This is a genomic window from Labrys sp. ALF-8, assembly GCF_059699065.1.
Window position 1 is genome coordinate 1 of the sequence record NZ_AP048541.1, and the last position, 25,021, is coordinate 25,021.

Genomic DNA, 25,021 nt, shown 5'->3' on the forward strand with positions numbered 1-25,021 from the left:
CTTGGCGATATCCATGATCCAGTCGCGGAAGGGGCCGCGCCCCTGGGAACCGCCGACGTAGTTCAAGGTGCCGGGCGACCAGAGCGCGTCTCCTTCATTGGCTGCCCGGTCGCAGATCGGTTCGTTCGCCACCGCCACCAGGACATTGTGCTGGAGGGCCGTCTCGGTGAGGATCTTGCAGGCCTGGTTGCCGTCGTTCATCTCGCCGAGGATGGCATTGTACTTGCCGCTGGAGATCACGTTCTGCGCCTGGTTGTGCTGAACGGTGGCGCTCCAGTTCGGATCGAAGACGTCAAGCGTGGCGCCGATCTTCTGGGCGGCCTCCTTGGCCCCCTTGATCGCAGCCTGGAGATGAGTGTTGTTGGTGGCGGCGACCAGGAAGGCGATATGGAGCTGGCCGCAGCCACCCAGCACGGATTTGCCTTCGCCAAGATCGATCTTGTGGGGCTTGCACGTGTCGTCGGCGCGAGCCGGTATGCTGCCGGTGCCGGCGAGCAACGCCACGCCAAGCGTGAGCGCAGCAGTCGAAAGCAGGCAGAGGCGCAGTTTATCGGACAGTCTCGTCATGGATCCCCACCATCTGGTCAGGCGGCCCTCGTTGCGTGGCCGCTCTCTGGATGGGGAGCGAGTATGTTCTATCCCGGGATTTTCGATTTAACAGTTGAACACAAAGTTCGGGATGCAGCTTCGGGAAGAGCAGCGGCCGCGCCCTTTCAACTTGATGTCGTCCCCCTATTCCGGGTTCAGCCAGGGCGGCGCGCGGAAAGTACACTCGCCATAGGGCAGGGGCGATAGGATGCGCTGCCGCCCCTCCTGGATCTGGTAGATCAGATGCGCTTGGCTGATGGAAGGATCGTTCGAGGTGTCGGGATAGGCCTGCGCGACCTGGCCGGGATTGTCGAGGAAATAGGCACCGTTGACGCCGCGATGGATTACGGCGCGGATCTCCGGCACCACACGGTCGAAGGCCCTCGGATTGTCGGTTCGCGTCCAGGCTGTGGCGAGGATGTTCACGCGATCATAGGCAAGTCCGGCATGGGAATGTCCGGGCTTGACGCCGTGCATCTGCTCGTAGCGCTCGGCGAAGCCGCGGGCGAGATGATCCTGGTAGAGCCCGGTCGTCGTGGCCCAGATCACGCCGTCCGCATCGCTGCCGAGCTGCTGCCGAAAGGCCGGAACCGAGGGGGCGTACAGCATGTAGACCAGCGCATTGGCCGGATTGATGAGGAATTGCCGTAGGAAGGCGATGCTTTCCTCCGGGAAATAATAGGCGAGGAAGATGGCAGCAGGAGCGGAGCGATGCACCTTGTCCATCACCGCGCTCCAGTCGATGTTACGAAGCGGCAGATCGTCGATCAGATCGATCTTCCAGCCGGATCTGGCCGAGAATCTCTCCAGATTCCGAAAGCCGATATTCATGCGGGACCAACGTGGCTGGATCACCGTGACACGACGGCTCTGAGGCATCCATTGGCGCGAACACTCCAGTTCCGTCAGGAACTGGATGAAACGGGGGCCGTAGTGGATATCGCTCGGGCAGAGCTGAAAGACGTTGCGTAGCCGGAAACGATCCTGACGGACCCTGTCCACCATCGCCTCCATGGTGGCGCAATGCAGATAGGGGGCGCCATAGTCGGCAAGGAGATCCTGAACCCGTTCCTCCGAGCAGGTATAGCCCGACGTGATCGCATCCACCTCGGCGTCGATCAAGGCGCGGATCGCTCCCGTCACGGCGCGTTCATCACCGACATCGCAATCGACGACGCGAATCTCCAGCTTGCGGCCGGCGACACCGCCGCGCCGGTTGATCTCCTCGACAGCAAGGCGCGTGCCGTTCAGCATCTCGGTGGCATCTGCGGAAGCGAGACCGCTGAGCGACAAAGGCGTGCCTATCAGGATCGGCCGTCGCTCCACGGAGGGTGCCTGTCCCCTGGCCTGCCTCGTGCGCCAGGGCGCCTTCTGGTCGACCAGGCCAACCGTCAGCGGCATCAGGTTGCGGCCCCCACCCGGGGTCGGCAGTCGGAGCAGGCCCAGGTCGATCGCCAGGGTTGCAGCGCCCGTGCGACTCATCTGCCCGAGCTTCACCAGAATCTTCTCGATATGGGTAGTCACCGTCCGCAGGCTGGTCTCCAGGCAGCTTGCGATCTCCTGATTGCCGAGCCCTCCGGAGATCAAGGTGAGGACATCCAGCTCCCGGGCCGTGAGGCCGAAAGGCGGGACGACGACAGCGGCAGAGAGAATGGCGCGGCAGGAATCGTCGGCCTTGCGTTCCAGATCGATACGGATCGCATACCAGGACTTGTCTTCGTCGATCCAGACGAAGCGCACGAGTTCGCGGCCGCTATGCAACAGGGCCACCGCGAAATCACAAAGGTCGGGGCGGGCCGAGACGAAGGCGACGGCGTCCCGACCCTCGATCTGCTCGATCTCGCCTTTTTCGGTCAACGCCACGCGGTGGGTTCCCAGGCGCGGAACGGCCTCTGGCTGAGAGAGTGCGGGCACATGCTGCACCGTCGTCCCCGCGGCGCCGGGCCTTCTCATATGAACCAGGCTTGATCGGTTCGCTGCAGCCATCGGACCCGAACCCCTCACATGGACATCCCATCCCAGGATTAGCAAATCCCATGCCATAGGGCATCGGTCGGTTTACGTATTTTGCCGCTTTTTTGGCCAGCTAATCTCCCTTCCGCGGCCTGTAACTCCGCAAACGGGCAACCAGACTGCTTCGCCCCCTTGTTGGTCCAACGCCGATGGAGCTCGCAATGGCACATAATGTAATGTCGTCCGCCAGCATTCTGTCTTGCGCGGCCAACGGCATTTCGGAGTTTATTGTCGCCAACGGCGCCGATCCCGGCGTCATACTCCAGGCCGCCGGCATTGACGAGGATAGCGTCCGTACCGGTCGGGTCAGCCTCGACCTGCGCCGTTATTGCGAGATGATAGAGCTGGCGGCACGCCAGACCAGAAATGACAATTTCGGCCTGCAGTTCGGCTACAGCTTCACGCCGGAGAGGCTTGGTCTCATCGGCCAGATCGCACTCGCCTCGTCCACCCTCGGCGCGTCGCTGCACAACCTGGTGCGCTTCTTCCCCTATCACCAGCAGAACACGCAGGCTGCCTTCCGTCGCGTAGGGGCGTTTTGCCGTCTCGAATACCGCATCCTCGATGGGCGTATCCTGCAGCGGCGCCAGGATGCCGAGCTGACCATGAGCCTCTACCTCAATGTCATCCGTCGCTGCCTCGGGCCGCTCTGGACGCCGGACGAAGTGCATTTCGAACATCCTCGCCCGGATGAAATCGAGGCGCACCGGGGCGTGTTCAAGGCGCCGCTCTATTTCAACATGCCCACCAACGCCCTGGTATTCCGCGATTGCGATCTCGCCAGACCGATGCCGGGCTGGAACGCCGATCGCATGGAGGGCCTCTGCAGGGCGCTGACCCAGCTTGCGGGCAATACCGGTACGCTCAGCCTCACCGACCAGGTGGCGGGTGAAATCCGCTCGCGGTTGCCGGCCGGCTATCCGAAGATCGAAGAAGTCGCCGATGCATTGCAGATGACGCGCTGGACGCTGCAGCGCCGGCTCGCCGATCATGGCCAGGTCTTTTCGGATCTCGTCGAATCCACACGCCGGCGCCTGGCCGAGCTCCATCTCGGCGAGAGCCGCATGCCGATCAGCGACATCGCCGACATCCTCGGCTATTCCGAGCTGAGCGCCTTCAGCCGCGCCTGCGTGCGCTGGTTCGCGGCTTCGCCCTCCAAGGTGCGCGAGCGGCTGCTTCGCACCAAACGCGAACGGCAGTGACCAGATGTCAAGCGTTGTCCGCCTCCAGGCTCTATCCTGTCCGCTTGCGTCTGCCGAATTAGGGGAGGGGATGAGCATATGAGGGTGAAGGACAAGTTTGCGGTCGTCACGGGCGCCCATCGTGGCATCGGCCGAGCCTGCGCCGAAGTGCTTGCCCGTGAAGGAGCCCGCGTGATCGCCGTCGACGTGCTGCGGCAGAACCCGGGCTACGACAATCCAGCCATTGTCTATCGCCGGCTCGATGTCGGCTCGGAGAGCGATTGGGCGGGTCTTGCCAGCGACATAGTCGCCGACGCGGGCCGCATTGACATCCTGGTCTGTGCTGCCGGCATCGCCCCCACCAAGGCCGGCGTCCATGACGTGAAGCTGGCGGATTGGGACAGCATCATTCGCGTCAACCAGACGGGCGTGCTGCTCGGCATGCGCACGGCGACCGCGCTGATGCTCGGCCGGGGACCGCTGTCGATCGTCACCATTTCCTCGATCTGGGGACAGGTCGGAGGCCACGGCCAGATCGCCTACCATGCCAGCAAGGGCGCGGTCATCAACATGACCCGCAATGCCGCCGTCACGTATGCCAGTCAGGGCGTCAGGGTGAACGCCGTGTTGCCCGGCCTGATCGATACCGAGATGGTGCGGGTTCAAAAGCCCGAGATGAATGCAGCAACCCTGGCTTTGACGCCCATGGGCCGCATAGGGCTGCCCGAGGAGATCGCAGCGGGGGTTCTGTTTCTCGCCAGTGACGAAGCCTCCTTCGTGACGGGCGCTGCCCTGGCTATCGACGGCGGCTTTACGGCTCAATAACGGAAATGCGGATCCTATGACCGACCAGATCGATACAGGCCCTCTTGCAGGACGCATAGCCCTGGTCACCGGGGGAGCGCGCGGCATCGGCGCCGCGGTAGCAACACGCCTCGCGGGCGACGGCGCCCTCGTGTATGTGGGCGACATCCTGCACGAAGAGGGGTGTGCCCTTGCTGGCAGCCTCGGCCCGCGGGCACGCTTTCAACGGCTCGACGTGACCGACGAGGTTGGATGGGCCGCCATGATGGAGCGTATTGCCCGAGAAGCGGGCCGCCTCGACATACTCGTCAACAATGCGGGGATCTACGGCCCGTCCTCGCTGCATGATGAAACGGCGGCGGGCTTTCGGCGCCTGTTCGAGATCAATCAATTCGCGATCTTCTGGGGCATGAAATGCGCCGCGCCGTTGATGACTCTCGGGGGGTCGATCATCAACCTGTCCTCGATCGGCGGCATGGTCGGCTATAAGGGCACCTTCGGTTATGCCGGTACCAAATGGGCGGTTCGTGGCCTCACCCGCTCGGCTGCCCGGGAACTGGCCCCCATGAAGATCCGCGTCAACACAGTGTGTCCCGGCGTCATCGATACGCCCATGTTCTACGAGAACGATCCGGCACTCCTGAACCAGTTTCTCGAATCCATTCCCCTCGGCTCACTCGGCAAACCAACGGACATTGCCTCGGCCGTCGCGTTCCTGGCCTCGGAAAACGCCGCGTATATTACAGGAGCGGACATTCTGGTGGATGGTGGAATGCTGGCCTGACCGGGGAGGCCGTCAGCCGCGAGTTCAAGCTTGAGGCGGTGAGGCTGGTGAAGGATCGAGGCGTTGCGATGGCTTGTCGGCCGTGACTGGGAGGGGGGGAGGGCGACCTGTCGACGGCATCCAATCACTGGGCCCTCAAGTTACGGTTGCCGGTTTCCTGGCCGCCCAACTTTCTCTCAGAGCTTTTGTCGATCCCGGATCAGACTCATTCTCGCGCTGCCTGGTTCAGGCAGCTTGAGCTGCTTACGCCAATATTCTTCGCTCCGGATCCCAGGGCCTTCCGATCGATACTTTCTTCCTGCCTGCTTTAATTTCGCTTTAATCCGGTATCCGATACGGGCGAGCCTTCGCATTCCGTCGAAGAATGCATGTCGATTCATCGTAGTCGTTTCCAGGTTCATGCCGCTGCCTGAGATCGTAAGAGTAACACCTTTCAGGCTACCGCGGCTGAAATCCCATGGGATGCGCCGATGCACGACCGTTCCGCAGTCCGTGTTGCGAAAAGAGGGATGCCATCCCCAGAGTCTCATTGTCAGTTTTTTCATAAGACCATGACGCTGCAATGGCCTGCGCAAAGTCAGATGGTCAAATTCGTCGCGCGTGGTCGCCGTCGAATTCTTCCGAGATTTCACTCTATCGAGTTGCTCGAGAGGCGCAGGAGTGTTTTTGAAAAACTCGGGTCCCTTCAGGACATCCATTACAGCATCGAGAACCGCGTACATACTTGCATAGTCGAACCGTAGCCCCAGGCGCTTGACCAACTTTGCGGTCTGCTTGAACGCCTTCATTCGTCCCGCATTGGGGCAGTGCATCAACGACAGAGCCAGCCAGCTTCGATTCGCGAGGTATTCGGTTGAGGGGCTGTGCTTCAAGCCGAAGTCATCGCACCAAGTGGCGACACCATTCAAAGTCACGATGTGGAAGTCATTCATCAAGCTGAAATCCACATCATCTCCGCGCACGAAAAACGGGAATGGCATGTATTTGACGCTCGCTAGAGGGTAGGCAAAAAACCACCAGGCGCCATAATTCGCACGGTCCGCTCCGTCGTTTGAACAGACCATCCCAAAATCAGCCAGATCGCGGTTGTGATTGAGAGCGGACCAGATCCACGGTTGGCGACCGGACGTGTCGAAGATCGCTCCCTTTTCATGCTGGATCGTAGGGCGGTTGGAGAGCAACATCGCACCTGCTACGGACGTCTTAGCATCCTGTGCATAGGAAAGTAGCGCAAGTGTGCGCCAAACACTTTCAGGCTCGCAGGATGCATCGTCATCCATGAACAGTACATGTGTGAATTCTGCGGCGTCCGTCGCCTCAAGCAGGCCTCTCGCAAATCCTCCGGCGCCACCGAGGTTGGGATTGCTAAAGATCGTGATTCCGGCCGGCGGCTCAATCGTCAGCGTCTGCCCGTTATCGATTACGAAAAGTTTGACGGAACCGACCGGCGGATTGACGCACGTCACCTCGGCAAAAGTCCTGATTGCCTTGGTGACGGCTTCCTCGCGCCTGAACGTCGTTATCACCCCACAAAGAGCAACCATTCGGCGCGGCTCATTGGGGGTTACCCACGCCATGGCACTTATCTTGGCGCCGCCCTCGAGTGCAGTCAGCGCAACAGCCAAGACCTCACCCGTTAATTTGGAGAACTCAGGAACGTCGATCTCGCCAGGCTCATCCCCGAGATCAACGTCTTTCGACACGATCTCCCATGCAGCGGCGGAAAATGTGTAGGCACGGATTGCAATCTTCACCTTTCCGGATCCATTCACCCGAAGCGCGAGCCCATCGAGGCCTGTGATTTCCCTCCATTTTCGATGACTGAAGACGTTGAAAAAGCTGCAGAAGGAAGCACCTTTGCCAGCCTCGAACTTCAGGGTTCCATCTTGCTGCGCGAGAGTGGGGCCTCCAAACCATTCGTCAACGTATAGTGGCGTGCGGTCCGCCCGGCTTTCGTCCGGAAATATAAAATTTTGTAAAACCTCCAAAAGAACCCCCAATCCCATGACGCCGGTGGCACGACTGTCCTAACGACAACCTGCCTATGAGGAAGCCTCTAATATTTGGATCTTGCACCGAAGTCAGCTTCTTTTTAGCCGAGTTTTTCCTTAGGATCGGTGCAGCTTCGCTGCACTAAACCCAAGTTTAGCCCGAAGATGGAACTTGCGTCCACTCCGCGGCCCAAAATACAGCCTACCCCCAAGGGAGGATGCTTCGGCTCCCTTCTTGTCTCGCTGATCGGAGAAGCGGGCCAAGTTGTTTTCGTCGTCTCCCAGCGTGTGGTGGGTTTTGGATGGCATTTTTGGAGTGCTTAACGTGCCTGGGAGTAGTTGAAAAGATTCCTGCTGGGTAATCCGAGGTTCGTCAATCGCTTGGAGGTTTCGGATTTCGCCTGATAAAAAGGCTGCCTTAGGCTCCATTATTCTTATGAAATCTAATTAATACTGTGTTTATTCGTTATAATTTTAAATGATAACTAAATATATAGTCTATTTGAAATTGTCTGCCGCCATGAGTGGAATAGAAAATACGAAGTGCCACCTGCATCCCAGCAAGATGGTATGAGATAACGAGAGCCCCGTCATTTGTGCGCACAAAATTGAGCAAACTGCTGGCGGTATCGAATAGTACCTTTTGAAATACATTATATAAAGGATAGGATTAAAGTAACTAACTGTAATGTTTTGATTGTATATGAATAAATTCGTTCATACTCAAATATTTATCTAATACCTATAATTTCAAAATCTGACCATTTTTGAACAAATTGCTCTAAAAGTAGAAATATAGTAGATAAAAACTGCGCTCATTGAAAAATTAGACTCGATATCTAGTTCGGAATCGCCTTATACCCCTAAGGAAGTTCTGGAGCTGAAATGTGATGGGTACTGCTCGTATGAGATCGGTGGGGCTGTCCATCCGCGAGCGCTCGGAATGGGGGTGCGATCCCTTCGCTGGTCTATCCCTGGCGCGAACGTCTGACGAGACCAGGCCTTTCAGCGATGTTTCTGCAATCCGAACAACGCTCAAGCTCTGTCATGTTTTGCCTCGAGGAATGCGGTATTCGTACTCAACCGCCACCTCGATCGACCTATTCGTATCGGAAATGGTCCAATACAGCCGCCAGAATAACATGGTGATTGCAGAGAGAGCCGCGGATCCTTTGCCGGCACCGGCACTGGTGGAAATGCCGTCCTATAAGGTTGCGAGGACGCTCAGGCGGACGCGCTTCATCGCTGAGAAGATCGCCAAGTTCGAGCCGGATGTGGTGATCGTGCAGCAACACCTGCCTTCGGCTTCGCTGATCAACAGACAGGTGACACGGCCAGTAATTCTTCAGAGACACAATATTATAGAGAATACGTTCCAGGCAGGACTTCTCGATAGGGTCAGTTATTGGAGAAAAGTGAGATCTTTAAATAGGCTAGCAGGTATTACTTTTGTTAGTGATTTCGTGCTCCAGCATTTCGAACGATGTTGGCCGGACGTAGGTGTTCCTCGAAGTGTAATTCACAACGGCTATGCCATCGGAAAGTGGAACGCTCAGCCAGTTCGCGAGAATGCCATTTTGGTCGTGGGCAGAGTTGCGCCCGAGAAGGGAATCCTGGAAGCGGCACAGGCAATAAAACGGGTCCTTTCCGTGGAGCCGGGCTGGAATGCAAAATTTATTCTGTCCGAAGAGAACGTGCATCCGTCCTATTTTGCAAAGATCCAATCTGTCATCGCGTCGCTGGGTGATAGCGCCGATGTTCAGCTCAACAGGCCTTTTGAGTACGTGAAGGCCGAGTTCGAGCGGGCTGCTATCGCCGTGATTCCATCGAAATGGGCGGAGCCCTTCGGACGGACGTGCCTTGAAGCGCATGCAGGAGGGGCTGCCGTGATCTCGTCTGGAACGGGTGGCTTGGCTTCGATCAGCGGCGATTGCGCGCTGTATGTCGATCCGAACGATCCGAGATCGATCGCAGGTGCGATAAGCAATCTGATTGCAGACGGCGCGCTACGCAAGGGACTGGCCCAAAGGGGCCAAGAGCGTGTGCAACGCTTGTTCGGGCTGGAGACCCTTGCAGCCAAGCTCGACGACTTTTGCCTTTCCACGGCTTTCAGGGCGCAGACAGCAGCGCACCCCGGTCCGTGACGTTTTCATCCCGGTCGCCAAATCATCAACCGCGGCTCCAGTGCGCTCCCGGGAGGGAGACGTCTTCCTTTCCTGGTCTGAGAAATCGTGAAAAAGAAACACTATGACTGGCTGATCGTCGGAGCCGGCTTTACCGGCGCCGTTTTGGCCGAACGCCTCGCTTCGCAAGCCGACAAGCGAGTCCTGCTGATCGACCGAAGGGATCATCTTGGCGGCAACGCCTATGATCGTCCCAATGAAGCGGGTCATCTCTTTCATCAGTATGGGCCACACATCTTCCATACCAATTCGGACGCCGTAGTTCGCTATCTGTCCGAATTCACCGAATGGCTGCCCTATGAGCATCGCGTGGTCGGTCTCATTGAAGGTCGGTTTGTTCCGATTCCCTTCAATCTCGGCTCCCTGGATATTCTCTTCTCCAGCACCGAGGCGCGGAAGATGAGGGATCTCCTGACAAGCAGCTACAGCTTTGGCCAGAAGGTGCCCATCCTGAAGATGAAGGAGTCGGCCCATGCCGGGATCCGTGATCTCGCCGACTTCATCTATGACAGTGTCTTCTATGGCTATACCACAAAGCAATGGGGGCTGACGCCCGAGCAGTTATCACCGTCCGTCACCGCCAGAGTTCCTGTCAATATTTCATACGACGACCGGTATTTCGCCGATACGTTTCAAAAGATGCCGATCCAAGGCTATACGGCGATGTTCAATCGGATGGTCGATCACCCCAATATCTCTGTTGAATTGAATACAGGATATAGGGATGTCCTTCACGAAGTTTCGTTTGGCAATGCGATCTATACGGGCGCTGTAGACGAGTTTTTCGATTACGAATTCGGCCCCTTACCTTATCGCAGCCTTCACTTCGAATTCCGGACTTATGAGCAGGCACGGCACCAACCGGTTGGAACCGTCAATTATCCCAACAGCCAGCCGTTCACCCGCATTACCGAAATGGGCCATCTCACAGGGCAATGGGGAAACACGACAACGGTAACCGTCGAGTACCCCCGGGTCCACCAGCCCGGTGAGACCACCCCCTACTACCCGATTCCTCAGGACGAAAACCTGAAGTTGCACCACCGCTATATCGAGTTCGCGGCCAGGGAGGCTGCAAACGTCCAGTTTGCAGGTCGCCTCGGCGATTATCGCTACTACAACATGGACCAGGCCGTTGGGCATGCCCTGTCGATCTTCAGCAAAAGCATGCTCATGTGAGCGTGTAGCGGCCGGGACGGCTCGAGGCCATCCTTGTCGCCACGCCACGCTGCCGTTCGAGATTGGGATCCAAGCGGTAAGGGCGGCGGGGGCTCAATGCTGATCGATGTGGTCGTTCCGGTGCGCAATGGCAGCGCTTGGATCGCACAGGCGCTTAACAGCGTCCTGAACGATGCGTCACTCCTCAACCATATCATCGTGATCGACGACGGATCGAGTGACGAGACGGCAGCGATTGTTCAGGCCCTTCCGCGGCAAGACCGGATAGAACTCATCAGGCAATCGCCATTGGGGGTGATCGCGGCGCTCAATCGTGGCCTGCATTGTGCAACAGCGCCGCTGGTTGCCCGGATGGACGCGGACGACATCTCTCTGCCCGGCCGCTTGCAGGCACAAGCCTGCTTTCTGGCTGAGAATTGCGATGTCCAGGTCGTTGGAACGCAGGTCTCCTACATTGACGAGGTAGGTATCGAGCTGGGTGGCGATACCCATTATCCGACCGATCCGCTGTCGGCCGCCGGTGCGCTGTTCGCCGGGCGCTGCATTCTGGCTCACCCGAGCGTGACCATGCGCCGGGAAGCCATTCTCGCCCTCGGCGGCTATCGCCCGGTCTTCGAGGCTGCTGAGGACTACGATTTGTGGCTGCGCGTGGCAGAGGTGGGAAAAGTTGCCAATCTTGCGCAGAAATTCCTGCTCTATCGGCGCCACGGAGCCCAGGTTGGCGCGATAAGGAAGCTTCGCCAGTCGTACTCGCGCGACTTGGCGTTGCTGTGCTCCCTGGAGCGCCGCAATGGACGGCCGGATCCCTTTGCGGGCGTGAGCGTCGGCACGCCCTATGATCCGGACGCCGAGGAGATCTCGCGCGCACCGGCCATTTTTTCGACTCTTGCACGAGGCTATCGGGCGCTCGCGGCGATGGAGGGCGGCGGCGGCTCCGTCAGAGCAGCAGACCTGAGTGTTCTTCCCGAACTCGCTGGCTCGCACCTGCTCGGTGAGGGGCGAAGGACCCGTCGCACAGCGTTGAAGAAAGCGTTCAGGGTTGCTCTCTCAATGGGTGAATGGGGCACCGCAGTCCGATCGGCACGCATGCTTGCCACGCACTCTCGCAAGCACGCGGCCTGGAATGAGATCAGGCGGTGATGGGATTCTAATATGACTAGGCCCGAGGCTGTGAGAATATGTGCCGTCGTTGTCAGTTTCAATCGCGCCAGTCTACTGGTGGAGGCCCTCGCCAGCGTGCTGGGACAGACACAGGGCTGTGATATCCTTGTGGTCGACAATGCATCCACCGACGGTTCGCGTGCCGTGATCGAGGAGATCGAGGCAAGAAGCACGCGCATCAGGACGTTGTATCTGCCCGAAAATATTGGAGGCGCCGGCGGTTTCCATGCAGGGCTGAAGGAAGCATGGAAACTCGGCTATCATCTGTTTTGGCTTCTGGACGACGATACGATCGCCGATGCCACCGCCTTGGCACGCTTGGTAGCGGCCTGGGATGCAGCGACGAATGCCAGCGGCCGCTCCCCCGCCTTTGCATGCTCCAATGTGCGGTGGCGGGATGGGACGGCGTGCCGTATGAACATTCCCGTCCTGTCCCGGGATTGGCTGGGCTCGGCCCAGCGCGGCCTACCCTATTTGTCCGTTCGCCAGGCGTCCTTCGTTTCATTGCTCGTCTCTCGCGAGACGGTGAAGACCTTTGGTCTGCCTTTGCGTCAATATTTTATTTGGTTCGATGATAGCGAGTTCACATATCGGATCTCACGGGAGGAACCTGGGATCCTCGCCCTCGACAGCCTCGTCGAACATAGGATATCCCAAAATATGATACCGGACATCAAGCACCTGGATAGCCAGAATATCTGGAAATTTGAATTCGGGTACAGGAATCAAGCGTCCTTTATAAGGCATAACAGCGGTACGACAAAGTATTTAAAATTTTTGAGAAGGGTACTCTTTCGTAGCATTAGAGCACCTCTTGCATGGCGATTGCGCTTACGCTTGATCAAGGCGACTCTGCGAGGTTATCGATTCCGTCCCTTGGTCGAATATCCGTAACAGCCACCGTTAATCACGCCGAGCTTATTGCTGATGGGTCGGGGCCCCTTCCGACGCCGGCACAACGCATGAAATCTTTCGAAGGGTGCCACGCTCTATAAAAACGAAATCAGGAATAAATCCATTTTGACTACAGTTCACCTCAACAACGATTTATTCTATGAATTTGAATCTCTTAGCCAATCTTCTTACTTGTTCGCACCAGCTGATTTTTTCAGTATTGCTTAATGATTGCATTCTAGCTTTTGTTGTTCCAGAGTAAAATTGCATATCTTTGTTAAAATTCAGATCGCTGTCGTCGACTTCATTGTTTATGAACTCTTTTACCGCACCCGAATTGAAGTGGAATCCGCACTCTTCCTCCGAGCCGAGCATCTGCCCCAGCCCGTTTGCGATGGAAATGGAGGAGCTTTGACATTCCGCGACCGACGTACCGGCGAGGAAGAGGATCGCAGTCATAGATAAGATCAGTCGCGGCACGATCGCCTCATACGAACACCCATGTGTGGTGAGTCCTGGGCAGGACTCATACCGTTCTGCCTCGGTGCCGGAAGACATCAGACAAAGAGGAGCAGGAACGTGTATTTATTCGATTCTTATGGATAATTTCTAGTACCAATTTTAAAATGACGTTGGGTATGTTTCGTATAACTACCGACTTATATCTTAATATAAATTACATTATATTTGAATAAATTCATAAATAATGTTGTTTTGTTTGGAATACTTGGTATCTAATTAAATTTAAACGAATAAACTTTAGATTTTTGCCTCGCCTCAATCTCGAAATAACTGCGGAAGGCGTCTGCGCAACAAGCACGCTTCGTATAACATCGATTAGCTCCGTGCCCACCTCGTAGCCTCTTCATGGATATGACTGGAAGATAGATCTTAGGGCGCTAGGTGCGCCGTGTTTGGCCGGTTCGCTGATTGCGTCGGCCGTGGAGCAGCCGTCCTGCGGGATGGCCGACGGGCTACAAACAATTCGGGGCTGTACACCTGGAGCAAAGCGCGTTTAGGCAGAAACGACGCTTTTCTCTAACTCTTTGTTTTTCGACGCGTCTTTGCGTTTTGTCGATCCCGTCAAAACACAGAACGCTCTAGCCGACGCTGACGTCGATCCCCTTCTCGATATGCACGACGCGGTCTACATGCGCGTAGCTCTCTTGCCGATGTGCGATGAGAATCATCGTCCGACCCTGTGCGAGATTGTGTAATCCGGCCTGGACATGCTGCTCCGATTCATGATCCAGCGCCGAAGTCGCTTCATCGAGCAAAATGATGGGCGCACCTTTCAGGATGGCCCGTGCAATAGCGATGCGCTGGCGCTGGCCGCCCGATAGAGAAGTGCCGTGCTCTCCGACCTGCGCATCGTATCCACCATCGAGCTTCTGAATGAACTCATGGGCATGAGCTGCCTTTGCCGCAGCCACGACGTCCTCTTCACGGGCGCCGAGACGCCCATAGCCGATATTTTCCTTTACGCTGCCCTTGAACAGGAAAGCGTCCTGGGAAACCACTGCAATCGCTTGTCGAAGCGATGTGAGGTTTACGGTCCAAATGTCCTGGCCATCTATTTCTACAGCGCCATGCTGCGGCCTGTAGAAGCCCTGAAGCAGGCTGAATACGGTGGACTTTCCGCTGCCCGAGGGCCCGATGAGCGCCGTGCTTTTCCCTGCTTCCGCCATGAAGGAGAAATGGCGGAGCACAGGCACGTTGTCGCGATAACTGAAGGTCACGTCCCTGAGGACGACTTCCCCGCGACTGACGGAAAGATCGGGGCGGCCATCCCTCTCGGGCTCGCTCCCGGGAGAATCGAGGAAGTCGAACATCATGCGTACGCCGACCAGGGCTCCACTCAGGTCGACATTGAACTTGGCGAGGCGCTTGGCCGGCTCATAGGCGAGCAGAAAGGCCGTTATGAACGAAAAGAACGCGCCCGGTGTCTGGCCGTCATGAATGACTCTCCACCCGCCGTATAAGATAACGACCGCGACCGTAATGCCTCCGAGCGTCTCCATCATCGGGCTCGAACGCGCACTTACGACATTCAGCCTCGTCGAGGCCAGTTCGAACGCCTTGATTGCTTTCTCCATGCGGTCGCGCATGAAACCGCCCAAATTGAAGGACTTGACGATACGAATGCCCTGCACCGCCTCCTGCACTGTCTCCATTATGATCGCGTTGGAATGAAATTCATTCTCCATGATCTTCTTGGAGCGCCGAATCAGCTTGCGGACCCCGAAAAGCGCGACCGGCATGAACAGAAAGGCCGCGAGTGACATGAATGGATCCTGGAGTACCATGACGGTTACCAGGCCGACCAGCGTCAGGCCATCGCGCCCGACGGCGGTCACCAACAGGTTCAAGGCGTTGCGGGCGGATCCAGCCATGAAGGACTGTTGGGCGATGAATTCCGTAGAGTGGCGCCCGGAGAAATAGTCCACGTCCTTTGTCAGGAGGTGAGCAAACATGCGCTCCTGAATTGATGCTACGATCCGATTCCCCACTCGCGCCAGGGTTATGTCCTGCCCATAGCCGGCAAGACCTTTTGCTGTATACGCGACGACTACCGCTCCCGAAATCAGCCACATCATCGACGCACTCTTGTCGATGAAGACCCGGTTGATGACATCGCGCATCAGCCAGGCGGTGAGTGACGTTGCGATAGCAGCGATCATCATGAACATGAATGAAATGATATAGCCACGAGCATGAACTCGCCCTTGCTCCATTAGCAATCTCCATGCCAATGGTAACATTCTTCCAGACGAAGCTAGCTTATATCCACGTAGGAAACGAAAAAACATTCAGACACCAGAATGTTGGGACTGCTCCTTTCCCAAAGGAATAATCGACAATCTCAACGGAATTAAACTTCGATAGCGTATTAGCGTATGGGAGCCTTTCCTACAAAACCTAAATTCCAACAGCAGCCAATTTCGGGCTCTTTGCCAGCCGCATCGCGACCGCAAAGGCTCCGCATGGTCCTGGTGTGCTTTAACGACAAGTCTAACCTCGTGAAATCGCAGAGCTTCTGGATCTCGGCCGAAGTATTTTCTACGCGATCTAAGGACGATTGCCCGGCGGATCGCGCCGACCCAGTTCATTCTGTGAATCGATCGGTGTGGCAGCATTCAGGGGATCGATGAGATGCATGTCGAGGGTGCAGGTACGTCGTCAACGACCGAATGGCCGCCGGCGTGCATCGAAAGCTCTCGCGAGCGGGGAGGGGGAGACGACAGGAAAAGTTCGACGGATATGTACAAGGCAGGCAGGAGTTGGATCACGACTCCTGTACATATTATTCTGACGCCCGATCCACGAGCCAGGAGGTCCCGATGCCGATGTCAGAACAAGCAGATCCGCCGAGAGTGCCCGAAGAGCCCGAGCCGATCGAGCCGGAGACGCCGCAGGAAGACCCCGCGGAGGAGCCAGTCGAGGATCCTGAAGGGTATCCCTCGGAAGCCCCCAGGTTTGACGAGCCGTTTCTGCCTTCGCCTCGCGAAATCTAAATGACCAATCTCATGGCGCTGCCCGTTCTATTCGGGCAGCGCTGACGCCCATGGGTGGCAATTTCGGCAAAGCCGATATCGCGCTGGACTTGACCCGCCGCAGTGACGACTGCGGTATTATCCTCAGGCGAAGACCTTGAAGCGTGTGTCGTCTGCGATGAACGTCTTCTCGGGCAGCGGCTTTTCGTTTGAGCCGAAGGGCATCTGGGCGCGCAGTTTCCAGGATGCAGGGATGGCCCACTCCTGGGCGATCGGCTCGTCGATCAAGGGATTGTAGTGCTGAAGGCTCGCGCCGATGCCTTCGGCCGCCAGCACAGACCAGACGGCAAATTGTGCCATCCCCGATGACTGCTCGGAGAACTCCGGGAATTTATCGGCATAAAGCGAAAATTTCTCCTGAAGTCCCCTGACGGTGCTCTGATCTTCGAAGAACAGGATGGTGCCGGCGCCGCCTGCGAAGGCATCGAGCTTTGCTTCGGTTGAAGCAAACGCCTCAGCCGGTACGATCTTGCGCAGAACTTCCTTTGTGATGTCCCATAGTCTGACACTGTGCTCGCCGAACAAGATGACGACGCGGGAGCTCTGTGAGTTGAAGGAAGATGGCGCCAGGCGAACGGCTTTTTGAATGATGCTGGCCAACTGCTGCTGGGGAACCGGCAATTGCTTTCCGAGCGCATACTGAGTGCGTCGTTTCGTGATTGTATCAATGAACGAATTGGACATGGTCACCACCTGATTGAACCTGAGCGAAAACCGAAGCGCTCAAGGTAGGGCAGGCTAGGGTGAGCGACTGTGGCGATCAACGCGCTGCGGCGCAACATAGCCATGCAAGGAGCGCAGGCAACGGTGGCACGACGACCAGAAAACTGGTGAACCGATCCGCTCGGCCGATCGCATCGGCCATAGTGCCGGCGTGCCAGGCAGCGTCATCGCGGCGCGTGAAAGCCAGGCGAATGCACCCGCGTTGTGTCGTAGTCGTCGGCTGCGATGGCGCTGCACAGATCGAACCACTCGCAACCGCTGCAGGCTGCGCGAACCCGACCATCAGCAAACGCGGCCCGCATCTGCCGAAGCAGCGCAGGTGGAAGCTCGAGCCGCGTTCCCTCCGCGATGGACATGTGAAGAAGCTGCCCGACATCATCGGCTGCGCGCCTGTCGCGATCCCTCACGCTCTCGCGCCAGCAATGGGGACCGTCGCCGTCGAGCAGCGGGGCACAGATCTCGTCCGGCCCCTCGACGATGACAATGTCCTCTCCGTCCGACAGTCTCCTGGCGATGTGATCATAGTTCGCAACGAAGGCGGGGCTGTAACCCTTGCCTGCATAGGTCAGCAGGCAAAGGAGGTGATGTGGCCGAAGGCGGACCGTCATTTTGCCGGCGACACCGTGGTCCGCACCATCAATCGAAGAATGGCGGCGCCGAGGGCGGATTTGAGGGCACCGCCGACAAGGAATGGAACGACGCCAAGCAGGAGGGCCTTTTCCAGGCCGATCATGGCTGCGAGCCATAGGCCACCAACGGCAAGGCAGGCGACATTGCCCAGAGCCATGGACAGCAGGGCGAGAAGGGGGCGACGGCCATTCCAGCCCTTTTCAGCCAGCAAGCCGGTGAGTGCGGCCGAAAGCGGAAAGGCGAAAAGGTATCCAGCCGTCGGCCCCACGAAATGATGTGCTCCAGCCGCACCGCCCGCGAGCACGGGGAAACCGGCTGCACCCTCGGCCAGCCATGCGATGACGGTCACCATCCCCAGTCGCCATCCATAGAGCGCTCCGAGCAAAGTAACCGCAAAGGTCTGCATCGTGATCGGCACGGGCACCATCGGCACTTCGATATAGGATGACAGCGCCAGCATGGCTGTCCCCAGGACAACGGCCGCGACCTGCCAGAGAAGCGGGCGATGTTGCAGATCGAGGGGGCTGAAGACAGGTTTCGGGGCCTGAGTTGCGATGCTGTTCATGACGGGCTTTCAAATTATAGATAATTTATAAGTTCTATCGCTAATGACTCCATAGATCTGCGCGGATGGCAAGAGTGCCAGTCTCGTTTTTCGGCGCCATGGGACGAGCGCGCTAGAACTGCATGGTCTGGCGAGGATTTTGGCCGACCCATTGGACATGACGGGTCAGCACACCGGCGGCGGCCTCCACGTTGCCGGCACGCAGCGCATCAAGAATGGAGCGGTGATCGCGATCCGTGGGAGCGTCCCACTCGGCCCGCCAGCCAGCAAACAGGAACCGGGCGCTGGCCGTATGGAGGTCATCGATTGCCTTCAGGAGGCGGGGCATGCCGCAGGGGGACAGGATCAGCTTGTGAAAGGTCCGATTGGCCTCTTCCCAGGCGTGTACGTCACCAGCCTTGTCGCCGACACGGGTTGCGGTTTCGGCCGCGTCGAGTATCGCTTTCGTCAAGTGAGGCGCGGCATGCCGCAGTGCCAGCACTTCGAGGGAGGCGCGCATCTCGGCCACCTCCTTGACTTCTTCAAGGCTGAAGCCCGCGACCCTGACGCCTCGTCGCGGCTCGCTGACGACGAGCCCTTGCGACTCCAGTCGCCGGAACGCCTCCCGGACTGGAACGTGGCTTGCATTGAATTCCTCAGCGATATGATCCTGGCGCAGTCTCGCGCCAGGCTGAATCGTGCCGGCGATGATGCGTTCTGCGAGCGTGCGACCGATGCGGGAAGCGAGCGTGTCTGATTTGGCAGTCGTCATGAATTATAGATAATTCACCGCGACTCGGCCGTCGAGTGTCGAAAAGGCAGCGCCCTGGCAATCGACGTCACTGGAACTATCCAGCGTCAGGAGCGGCGTGGCGGACCGTGTCTCGCACTTCGATCGCTTGGCGGAAGCTGGGAAAGCCGGCCAGGGGGCGGCCCCGATGCGGAGTTATGTTCCATAACAAACCTTATCGGAATCCGATCATTGTCACGGTGCGTCTTTTTTGAAGTGAGCGCTCCTGGCCCTGTCAAACCCTCCTCTGCACGTAGGCGAACTGGATCAGCACGCCCTCGCGCTTTCGAGACTTGCGGAGATCAGTCGCCCTCGCGCAATTTCTTCAAATCGTCGCCCTTCAATGTCGATCTCAGAATACCCTGCCAGACATTCTTGACGTCGGTGTCCGCGAGCGTCTTGTCCTCGGGCCGCAGGGTGAAGACGAGATCATAGGGGTTGGTGATGTCGCGGCTTGTGGATGTCCAGGCAAAGATTGTGAAATTGCCGAGAGCCCGATCGACCGTACCGGGCGTTGTCGCGACTTGGATGTTCGATGATTTTTTCGTGCCTTCGCGGATGGCCGCGACCGCTTTATCCAACCGGCCCGCGTCGCCTTGCAGCGTGAAGCTTACGATATCGTTCGGTAAGTTCTTTGCGTAGCCCGCGAGGTTATACTCGATAGCCTGCTTCATGATCATGGCTCTGAAACCGACGTGCTGATCGTTTCCGGTAACCGTTCCTGATATCGCTTCTTTGGGCTTCATGGTCGCCTCCTCGTGCCCTTTACGTCTTGGCCTGTACGGATCTAAAAATTCACGCGGTTTCTTCGGCATTTGGGACAACAGATTCGCCGCGCCATCGTCAGCCAGCCCCATGACAAGGGCCAGGCGACTCATGGCCGGGCATCATAGTTTCCATCGCTCCCGAATCCCTCGGCCCCGTTGCCTAGATTGATCGCGGCCTGGCGCAGGAGGTCGACGGATTTGCGCATGCCCTCCATGGGCGACATCATGGCGTCCTCATGCTCGATGGAGAGCACGTCGTCATAGCCGGCGAGCTTCAGCGCGGTACAGAACTGGCGCCACCAGGTCACTCCATGCCCGTAGCCCAGCGTGATGTAGTTCCAGCTGCGCTCGGCAATACGGTCGGGCGCCCTCGCCTCCAGCGTTCCATCGATGCCGGCGGGGACTGGCTCGATGCGCGTATCCTTCGCATGGACGTAGTAGATCGCAGATCCCAGGGCGCGCACCGCGGCCAGCGGGTCGGCATTCATCCACAGGGGGTGGCTGGGATCGTAGTTGGCTCCGACCGTATCCCCGACCGCCTCGCGCAGGCGCATCAGCGTATGGACGTTGTAGACCGCCTGGTGGCCGTGAAGCTCCAGGCACAGCTTCCGGATGCCCAGGCCGTTGGCATAGCCCACCAGATCGCGCCAATAGGGAATGAGCTTTTCGTTCCATTGATAGGCCTCGATCGCCAGGCATTCGGGTGGCCAGTCCGTGACGATCCAGTTGGGATTGGCATCGCCCGGGCCTCCCGGGAGGCCCGACATCATCACGACGCGCTCGATGCCCATGAGGCTGGCGAGCCTGATCGTCTTGCGGGTGACATCGTGATGCTCCGCGCCCTGGGGACCGGGATGGAGGGGATTGCCCGAGCAGTTCAGGGCCGCGATCGTCAGGCCGTGGTCGTGGACCTTGGCTGTGAATTCGCGGCGGACGGCCTCGCTCTCCACCATGGCGTCAAGGTTGAGATGCGGCGCCGACGACCAGTTGCCGCAGCCAAATTCCAGCGTCTCCAGGCCGAGCTCGGCCGACGCGGCCAGCATGGCATCTAAGGAGAGGCTGCCGAGGCTGTCGGTGATCATGCCGATTTTCATCTGTCTGTTCCTTGCACTTTGGCGTTCGGCGCGAAGGGCGCCGCTCAGTAGCGCACCGGCTCGAAGCGGCCCGATTTCGCTGAAGCGAGGGCGGCCTCGCATAGGATCATGGCCTTGCGCCCGTCCTCGGCGCCGACATCGGGCTTTTCTCCCGTCTCGATGCAGTCGATGAAATGGTCGAGCTCGGCGGCATAGGACTCCGCATAGCGCTCCACGAAGAAATAGAGCGGCTTGTCGGTCGCTATCGCGCTCGCGTTCGACACTTCCAGCGAGGTCGGCGTGCGGTTGCCGGCCCGCAGCATGCCCTGCGAGCCATGCACCTCGATGCGCTGGTCATAGCCGTAGCTGGCACGCACGGAATTGTTGATGTGGCATTGCCGCCCGGAGGCGGTGCGCATCACGAACATCGCCGTGTCGTAATCCCCCAGTTTGGCATAGGCCGGGGAGACCAGCGAGGAACCGGTGGCGAACATCGCCACGGGCTCCTCGCCGAGCAGATTGCGGGCCATGTCGAAGTCATGGATCGTCATCTCCCGAAATACGCCGCCCCCCGATGCCAAGGCCTCCTCGCTTTCGGGCTCGGGATCACGGCTGGTGATGATGACCTGCTCGACGGCACCGATCTCCTGTTCGGCAATGCGGCGCTTGAGCGCGCGGAAACTGGGGTCGAAGCGACGATTGAAGCCGATCTGGAAGAGCACGCCGGCCTTCGCCACGGCCGCAAGGCAGGCATCGGTCCGTCCTATGTCGAGATCGATGGGCTTTTCGCAGAAGATCGCCTTGCCCTTCCCCGCCGCGGCCATGGCGATATCGGCATGGGTCTTGGTGGCCGAAGCGATCATCACGGCCCGCACGGCAGGATCGTTGAGCGCGCTGTCGGTATCGGTGATCTCGGCTCCCGTCGCCGCGGCGATGCGCGCCGCGGCTTCGGTGCGCGGATCGACGATGTAGCGCAGCCGGACCCTGGCATTGCGCACCAGGTTTGCGGCATGGACGGAGCCGATGAGTCCGGCTCCAAACAGGCAAATATCGATCATGATGTCCCCTGCAAGTCGATGGCTTGAACCTTCCGGCCGGCGCAGGCCGTTCCCTACTTCACCGCTCCCATGGTCAGTCCCCGGACCAGATGACGCTGCACCATGAGGGCGAAGACCACGATCGGCAGCGCCCCGATCACGCCGGCCGCCGACATCGAGGCCCAGTCGGTATCGATGCGGCCGATCAGGGTCGCCGTGCCGCGCGGCATGGTCATCGCCCGGGGCGTTGCCGTCAGCGCGAGCGCGAACAGGAACTCGTTGAATGTGACGATCACGGCGAAGATGGCGGTCGCCGCCAGTCCGGGCGCGGCAAGCGGCAAGGCGATGCGATAAAAGGCGGTGAAGCGCGAATCCCCGTCGACCATGGCCGCCTCCTCCAGGTCCACCGGGATCTCGCGGAAGAAGCTCTCCATCATCCACACGCAGAAGGTGATGTTGAAGGCGGTGTAGGTCAGGATCAGGCCGAGCCAGCTGTCGAGCAGCTTGAGTTGCAGCATCAGGAGGTAGACCGGGATCAGGATGACCACCGGCGGCACGATGCGCAGCGTCAGAAGCGACAATCCGATCTTGCGCTCGAGGCCGAAGCGCAGATGGAACCGCGCGATCGCGTAGGCGCCGAGCGATCCGAAGACGAGCGCCACGAACACGGAAATGCTCGTCACGACCAGGGAGTTGGCCAGGAAAGCGCCGAACTGCTTTTCCGAGAACAGATGCAGATAATTGTCGAAGGATGGAGCGTGCGGATAGATCGTCGTCTCCTGCGTGATCTCCTTGTTGGATTTCAGGGAGGTCGCGACCATCCAATAGATCGGCACCAGGACGATCAGCAGGATCAGCACGATGACACCGGTGCGCAGGAGGCGTTCGATCCATCTCATAGCGGTTCGACCCTGCGCAGGAGGCGCACGGCCGCCAGCGCCAGCGCCAGTACGATCAGTCCGATCGTGACGAACAGCGCGGCGGCATAGCCCGTCTGCTGGAACTTGAAAGAGGTATCGTAGCCGAACAGGGAAATCAGCCTCGTCGCCTCGCCCGGACCCCCATGGGTGAGCACGAAGACCTGATCGAAGGTGCCGAAGGCATCGATCGTGCGCAGGACGATGGCGATCGCCAGGACAGGGCGCATCATCGGCAAGGTGAGGTCGGCAAAGACCCGCCAGTTGCCGGCTCCGTCGACCTGCGCCGCTTCGAAAGGCTCCTGGGGCAGCGACTGGAGGCCGGCCAGCAGGATCAGGAACATCAGCGGCGTCCACTCCCAGACATCGAGCAGGACGAGGCCGATGAACGCCTTCATGGGATCGCCGAGGATCTCGACGGGGCGCCCGCCGAGAAGCTGCGAGAAGGTCGTGAGCATGCCGACATCGCTGGCATAGATCAGCCGGAACACGATGGCGACGACCACGGGCGTAATCACCATCGGCATGATCAGCACGGTGCGCAGGAGGCGGATGCCGGCAAATTCGCGCAGGCAGAACAAGGCGAGTGCAAATCCAAGCACCGTCTCGATCGCCACCGACAGGCCGACGAACTGAACCGTCACCCAAAGCGCATTGCGAAACTGGTCGTCGCTCCACAGGCGCACATAGTTCTGCAGGCCGACATCGGCGACCGGCGAGCCGTAGCGATAGAGTTTGGTGCTGGCGCGCAGCCCATCCCAAAGAGGATAGACCAGCACGCCAAGCACGGTGAGGACGCCCGGCGCCAGCAGGAGATACGGCAGGCAAAGGTCGAGCCCCCTGCCCTGCAGCCTGCCCGTCTGCTGTCGCCGGACGAGAGAGGTCATTGATAATATCCCGCCTGGGTCAGGTAGTCCTTGACCTGCGCCGCCGCCGTATCGAGGGCCGCGCCGCCTCCCGATCCTGCCTGCAGCGCCTTGTTCAGCTGGATGCCGAGAAGTTCCTCGATTTTTGCCCAGTCGGGGGTACGCGGCCGTGGCAAGGCGCCGGCGTCGAGCTGCTTGAGCGCAACCGGAATGAGCCGGTTTCCCGGATCGGGAACGGCGAAGGCCGAACGCTTGACGGGGATGGATCCCGCCTCGGCCAGCTTGGCCTGGATCTGCGGGCTGGAATACCATTTCAGGAAGGCCAGGGCGTTTGCCTTGTTCGGCGCCGATTTGGGCACGCCGGCGATGAAGATGCCCATTTGCGCGATGGCGGAGACTTTCTTCGGCACCACGCCGAAGTCGAGCTTGCCGGCAACCTTCGACTGTTTGGGATCGTCCGATTTCACGGCATTGCCGGAATACTGGATGATTGCCCCGGCGTCCCCGCCGAGGATGGCCGCGCCCTCCTGGTCGGAGTCGAACTCGACTACGCCGGGCGGCGCATTCTGCTTGAGGGTGGAGACGAAGAAATCGGCCGAAGCCTTGCCGGCATCGGAGTTGAAGGTGACGTTCCACTTGTCGTCGAAGAACTGGCCGCCGAAGGACAGGAAGATCGGATACCAGCTCGTGACGATCGGGTTGCCCGAGACCCCGCGGAATACCACGGGATATTTGATCTTGCCTGCGGCCACGCCGGCCTTGCCCTTGGTCAGGACGTCGTCCCAGGTCGCCGGCGCGCCGTCCGTGAACACATCGTTGCGGTAGGTCAGCGTCTGCAGGTCGCCGACAAAGGGCACACAGATCAACGTCGGCGTCGCCGTCTCGAATCCCTTGACGCGCGGACCCTGGCGCGGGGGCCAGTAGCCCATGTCGATCATCGAGCCGATCCAGTCCTTGTCCGCGCCGTCTATGCCGCCGGCCGCCAGGTCTTCCAGGACATTGGCGGCGCCGAACTGGGGCACCCAGGGATCATCGAGCAGGTAGAGATCATACTGGCCCGCGGAATGCTGGGCATCCGCGAACCATTTCTCCAGCGTGACGCCATATTCGTCCTCCAGGAACTGGATGTCGAACCCCTCGGCCTTGGCGAGTGGCAGGATCTTTTCCTTGAACGGCGTCAAGCCACCGTCGGCAAAGGCGCCGATGATGAGCTTGCGGCTTTCGGCGCGCGCCGGTGTTTGCGGGACAGCCACCAGGGCCGCCCCCATCAGGAGTCCGCTCGTGCCTTGCAGCAGGGCACGACGGCTGATCGTAAATTTCAGATGGTCAAGACTTGTCACAG

General features: G+C 59.0%; 22 protein-coding genes. 7 read left to right on the plus strand and 15 right to left on the minus strand.

The window, feature by feature from the left end; all coding sequences use genetic code 11:
• Together AC6H34_RS30960 and AC6H34_RS30965 are read right to left on the minus strand one after the other, a co-directional pair.
• The coding region (locus tag AC6H34_RS30960) for a substrate-binding domain-containing protein (protein WP_497541507.1) at nucleotides 1-567 on the minus strand (567 nt) is incomplete at its 3' end.
• Between the two features lie 165 nt (nucleotides 568-732).
• Nucleotides 733-2,451, minus strand: coding sequence for an ABC transporter substrate-binding protein (locus AC6H34_RS30965; protein WP_497541508.1), 1,719 nt, complete (start codon nucleotides 2,449-2,451; stop codon nucleotides 733-735).
• Nucleotides 2,452-2,762: 311 nt separating this feature from the next.
• On the opposite strand from AC6H34_RS30965, the gene qhpR reads away from it, so the two are divergent.
• The 3 genes from qhpR to AC6H34_RS30980 all read left to right on the plus strand — a co-directional run bounded on the left by qhpR (nucleotide 2,763) and on the right by AC6H34_RS30980 (nucleotide 5,370).
• Complete coding sequence (qhpR, locus tag AC6H34_RS30970; RefSeq protein WP_497541509.1) at nucleotides 2,763-3,803, plus strand: AraC-like transcriptional regulator QhpR; 1,041 nt, start codon at nucleotides 2,763-2,765, stop codon at nucleotides 3,801-3,803.
• 78 nt (nucleotides 3,804-3,881) lie between these two features.
• The gene (locus tag AC6H34_RS30975) at nucleotides 3,882-4,607 is read left to right on the plus strand and encodes an SDR family NAD(P)-dependent oxidoreductase (protein WP_497541510.1); all 726 of its coding nucleotides are present in this window, start codon (nucleotides 3,882-3,884) and stop codon (nucleotides 4,605-4,607) included.
• A gap of 16 nt (nucleotides 4,608-4,623) precedes the next feature.
• Nucleotides 4,624-5,370, plus strand: coding sequence for an SDR family NAD(P)-dependent oxidoreductase (locus tag AC6H34_RS30980; RefSeq protein WP_497541511.1), 747 nt, complete (start codon nucleotides 4,624-4,626; stop codon nucleotides 5,368-5,370).
• A gap of 176 nt (nucleotides 5,371-5,546) precedes the next feature.
• Here AC6H34_RS30980 and AC6H34_RS30985 read toward each other — a convergent pair whose 3' ends face one another.
• Entirely contained in the window at nucleotides 5,547-7,370 is a 1,824-nt protein-coding gene (locus AC6H34_RS30985; RefSeq protein WP_497541512.1) for a hypothetical protein, read from the minus strand.
• An 881-nt stretch (nucleotides 7,371-8,251) separates the two neighbouring features.
• Between AC6H34_RS30985 and AC6H34_RS30990 the strand changes: the two genes are divergently transcribed.
• From AC6H34_RS30990 to AC6H34_RS31005, 4 genes are all read left to right on the plus strand, one after another.
• Complete coding sequence (locus tag AC6H34_RS30990; protein ID WP_497541513.1) at nucleotides 8,252-9,505, plus strand: glycosyltransferase family 4 protein; 1,254 nt, start codon at nucleotides 8,252-8,254, stop codon at nucleotides 9,503-9,505.
• Between the two features lie 87 nt (nucleotides 9,506-9,592).
• On the plus strand, nucleotides 9,593-10,723 hold the full coding sequence (gene glf, locus AC6H34_RS30995) for a UDP-galactopyranose mutase (protein ID WP_497541514.1): 1,131 nt from the start codon (nucleotides 9,593-9,595) through the stop codon (nucleotides 10,721-10,723).
• 96 nt (nucleotides 10,724-10,819) lie between these two features.
• A complete protein-coding gene (locus AC6H34_RS31000; protein WP_497541515.1) occupies nucleotides 10,820-11,863 on the plus strand; it encodes a glycosyltransferase family 2 protein in 1,044 nt (347 codons plus the stop codon).
• A 12-nt stretch (nucleotides 11,864-11,875) separates the two neighbouring features.
• On the plus strand, nucleotides 11,876-12,778 hold the full coding sequence (locus tag AC6H34_RS31005; protein ID WP_497541516.1) for a glycosyltransferase: 903 nt from the start codon (nucleotides 11,876-11,878) through the stop codon (nucleotides 12,776-12,778).
• A gap of 153 nt (nucleotides 12,779-12,931) precedes the next feature.
• Here AC6H34_RS31005 and AC6H34_RS31010 read toward each other — a convergent pair whose 3' ends face one another.
• From AC6H34_RS31010 to AC6H34_RS31065, 12 genes are all read right to left on the minus strand, one after another.
• On the minus strand, nucleotides 12,932-13,258 hold the full coding sequence (locus AC6H34_RS31010) for a hypothetical protein (protein ID WP_497541517.1): 327 nt from the start codon (nucleotides 13,256-13,258) through the stop codon (nucleotides 12,932-12,934).
• A 620-nt stretch (nucleotides 13,259-13,878) separates the two neighbouring features.
• Nucleotides 13,879-15,513: an ABC transporter ATP-binding protein gene (locus AC6H34_RS31015; RefSeq protein WP_497541518.1), complete on the minus strand. Its 1,635-nt coding sequence runs from the start codon at nucleotides 15,511-15,513 to the stop codon at nucleotides 13,879-13,881.
• A 903-nt stretch (nucleotides 15,514-16,416) separates the two neighbouring features.
• Nucleotides 16,417-17,016 (minus strand): nitroreductase family protein, encoded by a 600-nt coding sequence (locus tag AC6H34_RS31020; protein WP_497541519.1) that lies wholly within the window; start codon nucleotides 17,014-17,016, stop codon nucleotides 16,417-16,419.
• A 203-nt stretch (nucleotides 17,017-17,219) separates the two neighbouring features.
• Nucleotides 17,220-17,663: a DUF1284 domain-containing protein gene (locus tag AC6H34_RS31025; protein ID WP_497541520.1), complete on the minus strand. Its 444-nt coding sequence runs from the start codon at nucleotides 17,661-17,663 to the stop codon at nucleotides 17,220-17,222.
• Nucleotides 17,660-18,250, minus strand: coding sequence for a biotin transporter BioY (locus tag AC6H34_RS31030; protein WP_497541521.1), 591 nt, complete (start codon nucleotides 18,248-18,250; stop codon nucleotides 17,660-17,662). Before AC6H34_RS31030 ends, AC6H34_RS31025 begins: the two co-directional genes overlap by 4 nt.
• Before the next feature lie 112 nt (nucleotides 18,251-18,362).
• Nucleotides 18,363-19,001: a GntR family transcriptional regulator gene (locus tag AC6H34_RS31035; protein WP_497541522.1), complete on the minus strand. Its 639-nt coding sequence runs from the start codon at nucleotides 18,999-19,001 to the stop codon at nucleotides 18,363-18,365.
• Nucleotides 19,002-19,321: 320 nt separating this feature from the next.
• On the minus strand, nucleotides 19,322-19,897 hold the full coding sequence (locus AC6H34_RS31040) for an acylphosphatase (protein WP_497541523.1): 576 nt from the start codon (nucleotides 19,895-19,897) through the stop codon (nucleotides 19,322-19,324).
• Nucleotides 19,894-20,880: a sugar phosphate isomerase/epimerase family protein gene (locus AC6H34_RS31045; protein WP_497541524.1), complete on the minus strand. Its 987-nt coding sequence runs from the start codon at nucleotides 20,878-20,880 to the stop codon at nucleotides 19,894-19,896. The genes AC6H34_RS31040 and AC6H34_RS31045 overlap by 4 nt, the downstream gene beginning before the upstream one ends.
• A gap of 44 nt (nucleotides 20,881-20,924) precedes the next feature.
• Nucleotides 20,925-21,917, minus strand: coding sequence for an inositol 2-dehydrogenase (gene iolG / locus AC6H34_RS31050; protein WP_497541525.1), 993 nt, complete (start codon nucleotides 21,915-21,917; stop codon nucleotides 20,925-20,927).
• A gap of 53 nt (nucleotides 21,918-21,970) precedes the next feature.
• Nucleotides 21,971-22,795, minus strand: a complete 825-nt coding sequence (locus AC6H34_RS31055) for a carbohydrate ABC transporter permease (protein ID WP_497541526.1) — start codon at nucleotides 22,793-22,795, stop codon at nucleotides 21,971-21,973.
• Nucleotides 22,792-23,700 carry a carbohydrate ABC transporter permease gene (locus AC6H34_RS31060; RefSeq protein WP_497541527.1) on the minus strand — a complete coding sequence of 303 codons (909 nt, stop codon included), beginning with the start codon at nucleotides 23,698-23,700 and terminating at the stop codon, nucleotides 22,792-22,794. The genes AC6H34_RS31055 and AC6H34_RS31060 overlap by 4 nt, the downstream gene beginning before the upstream one ends.
• The gene (locus AC6H34_RS31065) at nucleotides 23,697-25,019 is read right to left on the minus strand and encodes an extracellular solute-binding protein (protein ID WP_497541528.1); all 1,323 of its coding nucleotides are present in this window, start codon (nucleotides 25,017-25,019) and stop codon (nucleotides 23,697-23,699) included. Before AC6H34_RS31065 ends, AC6H34_RS31060 begins: the two co-directional genes overlap by 4 nt.
• Between the last annotated feature and the right edge of the window lie 2 nt (nucleotides 25,020-25,021).